12 protein-coding genes and 1 rRNA gene are annotated in these 13917 nt (G+C 42.7%); 9 read left to right on the top strand and 4 right to left on the bottom strand.

Going from position 1 to position 13917, the window contains the following annotated elements; all coding sequences use genetic code 11:
• A 5S ribosomal RNA gene (rrf, locus tag G9G57_RS26440) occupies positions 1-75 on the top strand; the annotation flags it as partial.
• Positions 76-330: 255 nt separating this feature from the next.
• On the opposite strand, the gene G9G57_RS18275 is transcribed toward rrf, so the two are convergent.
• Complete coding sequence (locus G9G57_RS18275; RefSeq protein WP_164965357.1) at positions 331-756, bottom strand: MarR family winged helix-turn-helix transcriptional regulator; 426 nt, start codon at positions 754-756, stop codon at positions 331-333.
• Positions 757-959: 203 nt separating this feature from the next.
• Between G9G57_RS18275 and G9G57_RS18270 the strand changes: the two genes are divergently transcribed.
• From G9G57_RS18270 to G9G57_RS18255, 4 genes are all read left to right on the top strand, one after another.
• A complete protein-coding gene (locus tag G9G57_RS18270; RefSeq protein ID WP_016818391.1) occupies positions 960-1400 on the top strand; it encodes an OsmC family protein in 441 nt (146 codons plus the stop codon).
• 58 nt (positions 1401-1458) lie between these two features.
• Entirely contained in the window at positions 1459-3144 is a 1686-nt protein-coding gene (gene lpdA, locus G9G57_RS18265) for a dihydrolipoyl dehydrogenase (protein WP_164965356.1), read from the top strand.
• A gap of 297 nt (positions 3145-3441) precedes the next feature.
• On the top strand, positions 3442-4638 hold the full coding sequence (locus G9G57_RS18260; RefSeq protein ID WP_019686073.1) for an MFS transporter: 1197 nt from the start codon (positions 3442-3444) through the stop codon (positions 4636-4638).
• A 13-nt stretch (positions 4639-4651) separates the two neighbouring features.
• A complete protein-coding gene (locus G9G57_RS18255; protein ID WP_019686074.1) occupies positions 4652-5221 on the top strand; it encodes a sugar O-acetyltransferase in 570 nt (189 codons plus the stop codon).
• A gap of 121 nt (positions 5222-5342) precedes the next feature.
• Here G9G57_RS18255 and G9G57_RS18250 read toward each other — a convergent pair whose 3' ends face one another.
• Positions 5343-5897: a helix-turn-helix domain-containing protein gene (locus G9G57_RS18250; protein ID WP_019686075.1), complete on the bottom strand. Its 555-nt coding sequence runs from the start codon at positions 5895-5897 to the stop codon at positions 5343-5345.
• A 112-nt stretch (positions 5898-6009) separates the two neighbouring features.
• Here G9G57_RS18250 and G9G57_RS18245 point away from each other — a divergent pair, with 112 nt between their 5' ends.
• The 4 genes from G9G57_RS18245 to treR all read left to right on the top strand — a co-directional run bounded on the left by G9G57_RS18245 (position 6010) and on the right by treR (position 11491).
• Positions 6010-6591, top strand: coding sequence for a LysE family transporter (locus G9G57_RS18245; protein WP_016818396.1), 582 nt, complete (start codon positions 6010-6012; stop codon positions 6589-6591).
• Between the two features lie 277 nt (positions 6592-6868).
• Entirely contained in the window at positions 6869-8596 is a 1728-nt protein-coding gene (gene treC / locus G9G57_RS18240; protein ID WP_164965355.1) for an alpha,alpha-phosphotrehalase, read from the top strand.
• A gap of 105 nt (positions 8597-8701) precedes the next feature.
• Positions 8702-10666, top strand: a complete 1965-nt coding sequence (treP, locus tag G9G57_RS18235) for a PTS system trehalose-specific EIIBC component (RefSeq protein ID WP_102999254.1) — start codon at positions 8702-8704, stop codon at positions 10664-10666.
• Positions 10667-10741: 75 nt separating this feature from the next.
• Complete coding sequence (treR, locus tag G9G57_RS18230) at positions 10742-11491, top strand: trehalose operon repressor (RefSeq protein WP_019686078.1); 750 nt, start codon at positions 10742-10744, stop codon at positions 11489-11491.
• 121 nt (positions 11492-11612) lie between these two features.
• On the opposite strand, the gene G9G57_RS18225 is transcribed toward treR, so the two are convergent.
• Both G9G57_RS18225 and G9G57_RS18220 read right to left on the bottom strand, forming a co-directional pair.
• Positions 11613-12812 (bottom strand): Ger(x)C family spore germination protein, encoded by a 1200-nt coding sequence (locus G9G57_RS18225; RefSeq protein ID WP_164965354.1) that lies wholly within the window; start codon positions 12810-12812, stop codon positions 11613-11615.
• The gene (locus tag G9G57_RS18220) at positions 12805-13908 is read right to left on the bottom strand and encodes a GerAB/ArcD/ProY family transporter (RefSeq protein ID WP_016818401.1); all 1104 of its coding nucleotides are present in this window, start codon (positions 13906-13908) and stop codon (positions 12805-12807) included. Before G9G57_RS18220 ends, G9G57_RS18225 begins: the two co-directional genes overlap by 8 nt.
• Positions 13909-13917 lie beyond the last annotated feature (9 nt).

Genomic DNA, 13917 nt, shown 5'->3' with positions numbered 1-13917 from the left:
AACACGACCGTTAAGCCCTCCAGCGCCGATGGTACTTGGACCGCAGGGTCCTGGGAGAGTAGGACGCCGCCAAGCAAGAAAAAAAGGCACATCCCATTAAGGGGTGTGTCTTTCTTTTTGGAATTAAGCCGATCTTAGAAATGCGATTTCATTTACGCACTTTTTTATGAAAAAAACAATAAGATATCCCATGTTACTACTCCTGTGCTTACTTAACCATTTACTTCTACTTTTCCAGTAAGTATAGAAGTGTAAAACAGCAATTACATGCGTGTTTTATAAGAAAAACGACCAAGGGAGGTACCTTCCTTGGTCGTTTTTCTATACTTGTTATTTCCTTGTGTTATCAACCATTCTCTGAAGCACACTCTCAAAGGTATGAAGATCGTCTTGAGAGATCCCAGCAATGGTGTCTTGCTTAAACTTCTCAGCAATCGGCAGAAGCTTAAGACAAACCTGCGTACCAAGATCGGATAATTGAATTTGTTTCATTCGTTTATCTGCATCATCAATACTGCGAAGTAAATATCCTTCGGCTTCTAGTTTTTGTAGCAGCCGCACTACACTTGGCTCCTTAATCGACAATTCTTCTGCAAGTTCTCGTTGAGTCATGGATTTATGTGTATAGATATAATACATCGCAATCCATTGACTCCTAGTAATGTTATAAGGCCGAAATTTTTTCTCCAAGGCTTCCGAAAAGATTTTTCCACTACGATTGGTAATAAAAGCAAGACAATTCTCTAAGTTAAACATGGCCACACCAACCCATTCAACTAAACTATATTTCTTATACATCAACTTAAGTATAACAGACCTTTGTACTTTTCATCATATCAGATACTTTCTTAACAGTTAAAATAAATTACTTAGCTAACTATTGATTTTTGAAACTAAGAGTGCTACAATTTCCCTGAATAAAGTTATTTATTTCACAAAGTAAACGGGAGGTTATATTTATGTTAACTACATTTAAAGCTACTGCAAAAAAACTACCTGAAGGGTTGCAAGTGGAAGCTCAATCCAGAGGGTTCAAAATTGTGATGGATGAGCCTGAAGATTTTGGTGGAACCGACAAAGCGATGAATCCGGTTGAAGCACTTCTGTGTGCGCTTGGTGCATGTCAGTCGATCGTTGTTGCTGCTTTTGCCGAAGGCTTTGGGTTCTCATATGAAGAATTCCATGTAGAGCTGGAAGGAGATTTGGACCCGGATGGGTTCATGGGGTTAGCGGATGTTCGATGTGGATTTCAGGAAATACGTTTTGCCATGCACTTTAAAACGACAGAGAGCCAAGAAAAAGCAGAAGCTTTTGCAGCGTTTGTCGAAAAGACCTGTCCGGTTGGGGATTGTTTGGCTAATGGGGTTAAATTGGTACAAGCAGGCGTAGTCAGACATTAAATTTTTCGCTAAAAGGGCTCAAGGAATTCTCTTTTGGTCGTGAAGGAGTTTGAGAATTATGGAAGTTAAAATGTCAATGATCCCTGGAGGAAAAAAAGGGAAAGCTAGCAAAAATTACGTCCAGCTCGGACAGAACGTTTCCTTTGGGGATGTACTTCTTGAGGTTGAGACAGGCAAAGGTGTTCGAGAAATTATAGCAAATGTCGAAGGAAGTATTAGTAAAATCCACTTTGAAGAAGGCGACGAAGTATCCTCTAATCAGGCCTTATTTACAATTGAAGCTGCTACCGAAGAGGGGACGTCTACAGTAGAATCACAGGCTATCAAGGTGGAACAACCTACAGTGGATAAGAACGTGGATTTGCTAATTATTGGAGCCGGACCTGGAGGGTATGTGGCAGCGATTTATGCCGCTAAAAAAGGAATAAAGGTGGCCTTGGTGGAAAAAGAGGAATTGGGTGGCACCTGTCTTAATGTAGGTTGTATTCCAACTAAATCCCTGGTGAAGTCTTCTGAGATTTGTCACCACATCAAGGAATCGTCTTTGTTTGGTATTCATGCGGGAACAGATATTCAAGTCGATATGAAACAAGTCATTCGTCGTAAAGATGAGATCAAAGGAAAGTTGATTTCGGGTATTGATTATTTAATGGAAAAAAATAATATTGAAATCATTCGCGGTCAAGCAGCCTTTTTATCTGCCACACAAGTAAGCGTCAAAGGACAACGACATTACCAGGTTACAGCAAAAGATATCATTATTGCGACAGGCTCCAAAATTACCAAAGTGAATATTCCCGGCATCAATCTTCCTTTTGTAATGAATAGCACCGATGCCCTTGCCTCTACTGAACTACCAAAAAGTATTACGATTATTGGCGGTGGTGTGATTGGTATGGAGTTTGCTTTCATCTATCGCAATTTCGGCGTAGAGGTTCATGTAGTAGAATTTATGGATCGTTTGTTGACCATGGTTGACAGTGACATTTCAGAAGAAATTAAACAATCGGCAGAGAATGCTGGGATTCATATCCATACCCAATCCAAGATATCTAAGATCCAACAGGCGGACAATGGACAGGCTATTGTCACCTATGAAAACAAACAAGGTGAGCATTTGTTAGTTAGCGAGAAAGTGCTTGTTGCGATCGGACGTGAGCCCAATTTGGACGGACTGGATATTGAACAAGCGGGTATCCAGCGCAATGAGCGTGGGAAAGGCATTACTGTTAACGAATATATGCGTACAAACGTCGAACATATCTATGCGATTGGTGATGTGACGGATATTATGCAGCTTGCCCATGTCGCCTCCCATCAGGGGATCACGGCTATTGATGCCATCATGGGTGGATCGGAAGGTATGCACTATGCTGCCATTCCCAATGTCATCTTCACTTCACCCGAAATCGCAAGTGTTGGTATATTAGAGGATCAATGCAAGCAAGAGGGAATGGATTTCCGTGTAAGCAAAGTTTCGTTCTCCAGCAATGGGAAAGCATTAACGATGAATGAATCGGAAGGCTTTATTAAATTGATAAAGGATAATGTGTCACAAAAAATTGTGGGTGGATCGATCATTGGTCCAGATGCATCATCTTTAATCAGTAGCCTGACATTGGCGATTGCCAATGAACTGACGGAGCAGCAAATCATGCAAACCGTTTTTGCTCATCCAACGACAGGAGAAGTGATTCACGAAGCCGCGTTTGGCCTTAGCATTGGAGCGCTCCATCAAGCGTAATATCAAAAATAAAAGGAATACTTCTAGTCTGAGTAAGCGGACAAGGAAGCATTCCTTTTTTATTATTGGATGTTCATGTAAGGTACATATACGAAACTGGCCCTGGGGGATGGAGAAAAAGCTTGTAATGATGAAGCACTAAAAACTGGAGGCCGCTGCCCTCAGCTTATCATACTGCCCAGGTATTTTTGACAAAAAAGTGCTGGATGCGATCAGAATAATATATTATAATACTACTTATTAAAAGATTTATAAAAAGTCTTGCTAAGGAGCTCATTGATGACAGGAGAACCCTCCATGAATCCTAGGATAGTTCGTAATATTTTATTTTTGTTATTCGCTCTACCGGGTGTAGCTTTTGCTTCCTGGGTGTCCCGCACGCCTGTCATACGGGATATTTTGCATGTCTCGACTGCCGAAATGGGTATTATTATTTTTGGATTAGCCGCGGGTTCCTTATTGGGATTACTTAGTGCGGGCAATGTTATTTCTCGTATAGGTGGACGGTCGGTCATTCTGGGAAGTGCGCTTTTGATTGTGATTGGTTTTGTCATTGTAGGGTTGGGAACTGCATTTTCGCTCACGAGCATCGTGTTTGTTGGTTTGGTCATCTTTGGTGGTGGCTATGGCACAGCAGAAGTAGCTCTTAACGTCGAAGGTTCTGCGGTAGAAAATCAGTTGAATAAAACGCTCTTGCCCGCCTTTCACGGTTCGTTTAGTTTGGGGACCCTTGTAGGGGCTGTCATCGGTTCTGGAGCAGCTGCACTACACATACCTGTTGTGATTCATTTTGGAGCTATGGCTGCCATGATTGCCACGGTAACTTTGTATTTGTATCGTTATTTGCCCCACGATACAGGTAAAGAAAAGGTTACTTCTACGCACAAGGTTGGATCTAATATCAAGGTTCAGCTTGCTGTCTGGAAAGAAAGGCGAATCCTACTGATTGGTATCATCGTGCTCGGGATGGCGTTTGCAGAAGGGGCCGCGAATGACTGGCTGCCGCTAACGATGGTAGATGGTTATGGCGTGGACTCCTTAACAGGCTCCTATATGTATGGGCTATTTGTGGCAGCGATGACCATTGGACGTTTCACGGGTGGATTTATACTGGATAAATACGGCCGCGTCCCTGTGTTGAAAGGAAGTGCTGTCCTGGCTGCTGTGGGTATTACTCTAGTGATCTGGGGGCAGCATGATCTCTTAGCTGGATTGGGTATCTTGCTGTGGGGGCTTGGAGCTTCACTTGGTTTTCCTGTAGGCTTGTCTGCTGCCGGAGATAATCCTTGTGGTGCAGCTGTCCGGGTAGGAGCCGTAGCCACAATAGGTTATATTGCCTTTTTAGTGGGACCTCCGGGATTAGGGCTTTTAGGTGAACATGTGGGTCTCCTGCATGCTTTAATTGTAGTGCTCATTGGCGTTATTGTTGCTGGTTTGATATCGGGTGCTGCCCGGCCCGTGGGGACGAATGAAAAGAATGAGATTAAAATATAAAGGAGATTGTCGCATGTCTATGAAAACGGAAAAACAAAAGATGCTGGATGGGGAACTGTATGTAGCAGCTGATCCTCAATTAACGAGTGAAAGAGAGTATGCGAGAAGATGTGTACGTCTCTTTAATCAGACGACTGAGGCGGATAGTGAGTACCGTGAAAAGTTACTTAAGGAGCTTTTCGGTTCCACAGGTGAAAATATAAGCATGGAACCCAACATACGCTGTGACTACGGATACAACATCCATGTTGGGCAAAATTTCTATGCCAACTTTGACTGTACCATTTTGGATGTATGTGAGGTGCGTATTGGAGATAATTGTTTTCTGGCTCCGGGAGTCCATATTTACACAGCGACTCACCCCATTGATCCATTTGAACGAATTGCTGGTCCAGAGTATGGAAAGCCTGTAACAATTGGCAATAATGTATGGATTGGCGGCAGGGCAGTTATTAATCCCGGTGTTACGATAGGTAATAACGTCGTAGTGGCATCAGGAGCAGTCGTAACCAAAGATGTTCCAGATCATATGATTGTAGCTGGGAATCCGGCACGAATAATCAAGCAAGTTGAAATCTCCTAAACAACAAACAGGTTAATCATTTATGATTTGTACCAAAGATCCTATTAAAAGAGCCACTTATTTTAATAGGATCTTTTATATTTAAGGACTTTTACATATATGCTCTTCAAGAATTGAACTATTATACAGAGTAATAAATGATCATATTCATCCTTACCAGGGTTTCTCCTAAATTATAGTATATGTGCGGACGGTCTGCTTTAAAGCGTATCGAATCTCCGGCTTTCACCGTGTACGTTTCTTCGCTGACTTTTACCACCATTTCACCCTCAAATACGGTAATAAATTCTTCAGTACCCTCACGGTGTGGGGCAGAACTCAGTTCCCCACCTGGTTCAATCTCTACGGTATAGATCTCAAAATTTCTATTTCCTTCATAGGGGAAAAACGGATACAAGCGATAGTGATTGCTTTCTTCAAGCACTTGTACTTTGCTTTTAGGAACGACTATGGCATCGGCAGGCGGTTCGCTAATCAGAGCAGTGAATGATATTTTCAGACCGTTCGCAATTTTCCATACCGTTGTAATCGAAGGATTAGATTCTCCGCGTTCAATCTGGCCGAGCATCGTTTTACTGATCCCCGTCAGGTCAGCTAATTTATCTAAACTCAATTTTCTTTCATTTCTTAGATGCTTTAGATTTTTACTTAAAATCAAATTAATATTCTCCATCATTTTTCCGCTCCCTATTGTGCTATATAAAGAACATGATGTACAATCATGAAGTACAAATGTGCGTTTCAACGTACATTTTATTCAATTATAACACACTGGAGTTGATTGTTGCATGCCGTTTATTCCATTTTTATCTTATGTACTGGTTACTAGCTTTACGCCAGGCCCCAACAATATTATGTCATTGGACAGTGCCAGGCGGTTAGGTTTGAAGAGAGCTTTTCCATTCTTACTGGGAATAACAGCAGGCTGTTTCGCTATTATGCTGTTAGCCTGCTATTTTAATCTAGCTTTATATCATTTCTTGCCTCGGGTTAAAATCTGGATGAATGTTCTTGGTAGTCTGTACATGCTTTACCTGGCAGTAAAAATAGCAAAGAGCAAATCTACTTCGGAGGATAATGACCACAATGAAGGATATTCCTTCAAATCGGGACTGCTGCTGCAATTTATCAATTTAAAAATCATTTTGTATGGTATTACGGTCATTTCAACGTTTGTAATGCCGTATGATGTGTCATATATGACAATGATAACGATCTCGTTAATCCTGACCTGTATTGGTTTTGTAGCTGTCATGTGCTGGGCGATTTTCGGCGCCATGTTTCAACGCTTTTTGAATAAGTATGAGCGCTCCTTCAATATCATAATGGCCTTATTGCTCCTTTATAGCGCACTATCTATATGGATTTAAATAAATACCGTATTCACGATTTAAAAGATGGGTTCCTGACTTATAAGCAGGAGCCTTTTTCGTGTGAAATAGAGTTTATTGAAAGAGTCATGAAATACAATCGGACAGAATGGATGGGTTTCCTGGTCATTTAGCTGTAAAACGGGTATTACCTTAATACATAAAGTATATTGACAACTTGTATATACATGATTTAATCTTGTATATACAAGAAGTTGAAAGCGTTATATTAAATTCTTTTACGCTACTTCATTTCGTAAGAAAGGAATGAGCATGAATGGAAGCAATGAACAAGGCTTTAATTCCTCAAGATCAAGACTGGTGGCGCAAATCGGTCGTCTATCAGGTTTATCCCAAAAGCTTTAACGATACGACGGGCAAAGGAACCGGTGATATAAGAGGTCTGACACAAAAGCTGGATTATCTGCAAGGACTGGGTGTTGATATTATCTGGTTGCAGCCTGTATATGTCTCGCCACAGCGCGATAACGGGTATGATGTAGCCGATTATTGCCGGATTAATCCTGATTATGGAACAATGCAGGATTTTGAAGAATTGAGCCAGGAAATTCGGGCGCGTGGGATGCACTTGATGATCGACATCGTGGTTAACCATTCTTCCACAGAACATGTCTGGTTTCAGCAGGCGCGGCTTTCTAAGGATAATGAGTACAGGGATTATTATATCTGGCGTGACCCAGCACCCGATGGAGGACCTCCGAACAACTGGATTTCCAAGTTTGGTGGACCAGCTTGGCAGTATGACGAGGCGACAAACCAATACTTCTTGACACTGTTTGATAAGACGCAGGCGGATTTAAACTGGGAAAATCCCAAAGTTCGGCAAGAAGTTGTTAATGTGCTGGAGTTTTGGGCTGAGAAGGGAGTTAGTGGCTTCCGACTTGATGTCATTAATTTGATCTCCAAGGATCGGCAATTCTCGGACGATGATGGAAGCACGGCTCCTGGGGACGGGCGTAAGTATTATACGGATGGTCCGCATGTGCATGAATACCTTCATGAATTACATGAGAAAGTATTCTCAACATATAACAGCGTCACTGTAGGGGAGATGTCCTCCACCTCACTGGATCATTGTATCCGTTATTCCAATCCAGAGAGAAAAGAATTATCTATGACCTTTAATTTTCACCATTTGAAGGTGGATTATCCTAATGGGCAAAAGTGGGAACTCATGCCTTATGATTTTGAAATGCTGAAAAGGCTATTTTCGGATTGGCAGATTGGCATGCAACAGGGTGGCGGCTGGAGTGCATTGTTTTTTAACAATCATGATCAGCCAAGAGCGATCTCTCGCTTTTTGGATGATGGTGAATACCATGTGGAAAGCGCCAAGCTACTGGCCACCACGCTACATGGACTTCAGGGAACACCTTATATATTTCAAGGTGAAGAGATTGGAATGCCCAATCCGCAGTGGTCAGATATTGAAGAATTCCGTGATGTTGAATCGCTGAATATGTATCGTATCTTACAGGAGCAAGGCAAAAGTGCAGAGGAAGCATTGGATATCATTCGAGAGCGGTCCCGTGATAATTCGAGGACACCGATGCAGTGGGATAACACCCGCAATGCAGGTTTCACTACAGGCACGCCTTGGATTAAGGTAGATGAACGATATCCACATATCAACGTTCAATCCCAGTTAGAGGACCCGGACTCGATCTACAATCATTATCGAAAGCTGATTCATCTGCGTAAGACGGTACAGGCCATCACCGATGGGGATTATCAACGCTTGGATGAAGCCCACCCTCAGGTCTATGCCTATCAACGCAGCAATGAACAGGAGACTTTGGTCGTCATCTCTAATTTTAGCGGGCAGGATGTACAGTTCCGTATACCGGATTCATTTTATTCATCATTAGATAATCAAGCAGGGGTTGCGGCTGAGCTTTTAATCGGTAATACCCAGCACGCTCCGCAGCTAAATCAGGTGGTCTCTTTGACTCCGTATGCTTCCTATATGTGGATTGTTCGTTAACCTTAGTGAATAGTATGGAAACATCTAGTAGTACCCCGGTAGTACATTTATTTATAAGCCGGGGTACTGCTTTAAAAATGAGCAAACGTCGAGGGAGTGGACTAGATGGCGATTGAAAGAGCACAGGTGGAAGACATTATAAAAGCCGTTGGTGGTAAAGACAACATAGAGGCCTCTACGCATTGCGTAACTCGTCTGCGATTTGCCCTTTATGATGATAAGCTGGTCGATAAAGAAGCACTCGAACAAAATGATCTGGTCAAAGGCCAATTTTCTTCACAAGGACAGTATCAGGTCGTGATTGGTCCAGGTCTGGTCGATAAGGTATATGACGAAATGATCTCCATTACAGGAGGCAGTCGGGCTTCTAAGGACGATGTTAAAAACGCCGCTAGTAAAAAACAAAACCCGATTCAGCGTGCCATCAAGACGCTGGCAGATATCTTTATTCCGATTTTGCCCGCGATCGTGACTGCAGGTTTATTACTTGGGATCAATAATATTTTGACAGGCAATGGAATCTTTTTCGAAGGAATGTCTCTGGTTCAGGTCTACCCTCAATGGACCGACTTTGCAGCAATCATTAATACCATTGCCAGCACTGCTTTTACATTTCTACCTGCCTTGATTGGATGGTCGGCTGTTGTCCGGTTTGGCGGTAGTCCTTTACTCGGGATTGTACTAGGCTTGATTCTGGTTCATCCGGATCTGCTAAGTGCATACAGTTATGCGGATGCCGTTACCAAAGGAACCGTTCCGGTGTGGGATTTGTTTGGCTGGCACGTGAACAAGATTGGTTATCAGGGACAGGTTCTACCCGTTTTGGTATCCGCTTACGTGCTCGCACAAATTGAGAAATTCCTCAATAAGAAGATAGCGGATTCATTTAAGCTGTTGCTCGTAGCTCCGATTACATTGTTAATTACAGGATTTCTTGCTTTTACAGTGATCGGTCCGGTTACTTTTATGATTGGTAATGCAATTACGTCTGGTCTTGTATACGTTTTCGATTTGGCTCCTGCGCTGGGTGGCTTGATTTATGGAGGCTTTTACTCCTTGCTGGTCATTACGGGAATGCACCATACTTTCCTGGCGGTGGACGTGCAATTAATTGGTACGCAGGGTGGCACGTTCCTATGGCCGATGCTGGCACTGTCCAATATCGCTCAGGGGGCCGGAGCACTGGCCATGATGCTGGTATTGAAGGAGCAAAAGGGAAAAGGATTGGCTCTTACCTCCTCCGTATCTGCGTTTCTGGGTGTGACCGAACCTGCCATATTCGGAGTGAATATCCGGTATAAATATCCGTTTGTATTTGGAATGATCGGTTCCGGTATCGCAGGTATACTGCTCACCGTAAATCATGTGTTGGCTTCTTCCATTGGTGTAGGAGGGATTCCAGGCTTCCTATCCATTTTCCCAAACAACTGGGGCGTATTCTTCATCGGGATGGCAATTGTATTGATTGTACCGTTTGCTTTAACCTTCATGTATGGGAAACTGCTAAGTAAACGCCGTCAGACTCCTGCTACACCAGCTAACGACTCCGTACAGAAAGATTCGGGCCGTCAAAATTCTGCACTGGATGTGCTTGAAGTAAAGACCCCGGTATTGGGGCATGTGGTGCCATTGGAGCAGGTTCCTGATCCGGCTTTTGCCGAACGGCAGATGGGGCAAGGTATTGCCGTGGAACCGAGGGATGGTCGGATTCTTGCCCCTTTCAGTGGAAAAGTCATTCACATCATGGTGAAAAGCAAGCATGCCTTGATTTTGGAGCATCCAACAGGTGTACAGATACTGGTCCATGTAGGAATCAACACGGTGTCATTGAAGGGAGAAGGATTCACCATGCATGTGGAGACAGGTCAAACCGTGGAGCAGGGCCAGCTACTGATGGAATTTGACCGTGAGCTGATTCAGAAATCGGGATATCCCATCATTACACCGGTTATTGTCCCCGATGGGCAGAATATGATTGAATCAGTTGAGGAATTGCCGGGTGAGGCGAATGATTTGCAATATATCTTAATGAGAATTCATTTGAATTCTTCATCAAACAAAACGGATTAAGTCAGATTCATCCTGCTAGCCTATTTTAGTAACCTGGTCAGTGAAAGAATGCTACAATAAACGTGGTGATGAAAATTGACTAAGAATATATTTTTGCAAATTTATCAAGAGTACTCGGGACGAATCCAGACAGGCGAATTGGCTCCTGGTTCGAAAATGCCCTCTGAAAATGAATTGGCCCGGGAGTATGACACTTCTCGTGAGACCGTGCGTAAGGCACTTCACTTGCTTGCACAAAATGGGTATATCCATAAAATAAAGGCTAAAGGATCTTTTGTTCTGGATATAGGACGGATGGATTTTCCCATAGGGGGATTGGTCAGTTTCAAAGAAATGTCTGAGCGTATTGGGCGTAAATCACAAACGATTGTTCATGAAAATCAGTTGATTCCCGTTCCAGATGACATAGCTACTCATCTTGAGATTGACAAAGACAAGTATTTGGTCTGGAAAGTCATTCGTGCACGTGAAATAGAAGGTGAATGTGTCATACTGGATAAAGACTACTTTCGATCAGACATTGTCCCCGTGCTTACCGAGGAAATTAGTCGTGAATCTATCTACGAGTACCTGGAAGGGGAGCTCCATCTTCCAATCAGTTATGCTAAAAAGATCGTTTCTGTAGAAGATGCAGATGAAGAAGACCGTAAGCTGATGGACCTCCAAAACTATACTCATGTGGTTGTAGTCCGTAACTATGTTTATTTGGAAGACACCACATTGTTCCAGTATACCGAATCAAGGCATCGGCTGGATAAATTTCAATTCGTCGATTTTGCCAGACGTTCTCATGGTGAAGAGAGAAAATCTGAGTTTTTAAGCTGACCCATTAGAGTTGACCCAAGAACGAGTGATTAAATTGGAATAGTTCAATGTGGTGGAAAGCCCCTCTTCTAAAGAAGAGGGGTTCTTTTTTGAATCCAGGACAAATTTGAGTAGATGTTGACTATTCGGCTGAGGAACCTAAATCCGTAATGGTTAGCTTAACATCGAAGGTTACAGGGATTTTACTGAATTTATAATCCCAATCATCTTTTACTTTTTTCCACACCTGTGGTTCTTCAATTTTCAAGTGATCACCAAAACCAGCAACATCGACTTTATATTCGGATTGTAATTTGTGCATAAGAGATTTAACCCTTCTAGTCACTTGTTTTTCAAACTCTAGCTCAGCTTCTTTCATGTTTCGCGTCTCAGTTGGGTCTACCTTCTCATCCCAGTTTTCGATTAAACGTCCTTTGGATTCAATTTTTACGTGAAAAGAGATGTCATCGTCATCGGCCACTTTAGTTGTTATTTTGCTCTTTACCGATTTGATTTCATAAGTTATGGCTTCATTTCGCTTGTCATACGTTTTGACAGCTCCGCCCTCAACATCACCCTTAATCCATCCAATACTTTCCACGTCTTGTTGTCCCAAAGTACCGATCCAGTGGCCAGTTTCTCCTTTAATAATACCAGCCCCTGAAAATTCTAATTCACCCTCAGACTCAATAATGTTTTGCAGTATGTAGCTTTTTTTGGAGTGCATTAACCCATCCAATTCAGACAGATTGACTCCCTTCATTACCTTGCTGGTTCTGAAATGGTTACGAAGCATGTTCAGAATATGAATGGATGGGATTTCGCCCGTATATTTGGTAACTAAGGTTTTGGCTGCTCGTTCCTTACTTAAGAAAACCATACAACTCGGACGAATATCATTATCACGTAGCACAAAATCCATCAATTGCTGCATCGTCTGTTGTTTTGCCAGTTCGGTGGAAACCACGATGACTTTTAGGTGGTGACCAATAACGGGACGATCCAAACGAAGAGAGAGCTGTCGGAAGATTTCAATCAAAGAATCTCCAGTACTAGCTATATTTACATAGTTTAGTTCTTGTCCACCGCCGCTGCCTTGTTGGTTTGTGCTTCCAGATGATTTCTTGGGGACGATTTGTACGCTGGCCGTAATTTTGTTTTTCTTGAAATAACGGCTGCCTTTCTTCTCCAAATCCTGTTCCAATGGACTGAGCTCTCCCTGATCGAGAGCCAATCCTGTATATATGCTAAGCTCCTCCACTTCCTTGCTACTCCAACAGCCGACTTGAGTCACCAGAAGAATGAAGGCAAGCAGTAAGGATAGGGTAGATTGTCTACACATTTTGCTTCAACCCCTTCTTCCTGATCATGAACACGATGGAGAGAAATACAGGGATCAGAAAAAATAATACGATTCCCATGTATCCGATCTCATCGCCAAGACTAAACACTTCAGTCATACGAACAGGAGTCATCGTGGAAATAAAGATAAGCGGGATTAAACCGAAAATCGCATAACGATATTTAAGACCAAACACCTCTGAGACACCTAAGGAAGCATTGAAGAAAAAACTGCAGAAATTACAAAACATTTGCATCACCCAGATTACCAGCAGTGGAAACTCCAGACGTTCAAAAAGAAATCCGGGGATCTCAAAACTGCGCATCAAATTAATGGTAGGCCAAGTACTTGTCACAGTAGAATCTACTGATAGCCCGCCGATTACCATAACTACAGTCAAAAAATACAAAACTAAAGGGATACTGATGCCCACTACCATGGCCTTAAATGCTTTTTCGGGGTGCTGCAAAAAAGCGACCAGTGTCATGACAACTTCACATCCAGAGAAGACAAGAATAGTTGATTTTAGCCCCTTGATGACGGGTAATATTCCGTCACTCAATACGGGGCGAAGGTGATCAATTTCGAAGATTCTTAAGCTAAAGAGAAAACAGAAAAGCAGAAAGAAGAGACTGATTGGAAGTACAATTTGGTACAGCCGCGCGATGGGATTAATGCCTCCAAAAACCAAATAACTCCCTACCCAGATGAATGGAATCACAATCGCCCAAACGGGGGTTCCTTCAAGTAGGAAAAACATGGTCACTTCAGCTAAAACCCGAATCTCAAAGCCAGCTATGATTATAAAGTATAGGATCAGTAGCACGCTTAAAATTCCACCCGGAATTGTGCCCACGATTCTTCTGGAGTATTGATACACGGTTTTCCCGGGGAACTGCTGACTTAATTTCACCATAATCCAGACGACGAATATGACAATACCTCCACCGATGAGGACAGAAAGCCATGCATCAGGAGTCTGTACCTGTTCAGTTACACCTCTCGGCAGTGTCAAGATCCCTGCGCCCAATACGGTATTGGTCAGGAATACAGCCCCCTGCTTCGTTGTGATCTTATCATCAGAGCGTCTAAACACAGTAGCTCC

It is taken from the genome of Paenibacillus sp. EKM211P (assembly GCF_011066175.1).
Taxonomy (GTDB): Bacteria; Bacillota; Bacilli; order Paenibacillales; family Paenibacillaceae; genus Paenibacillus; species Paenibacillus polymyxa.
Note: the sequence above shows the minus strand (reverse complement) of the source record. Positions and strands in the feature narration are given on the sequence as shown.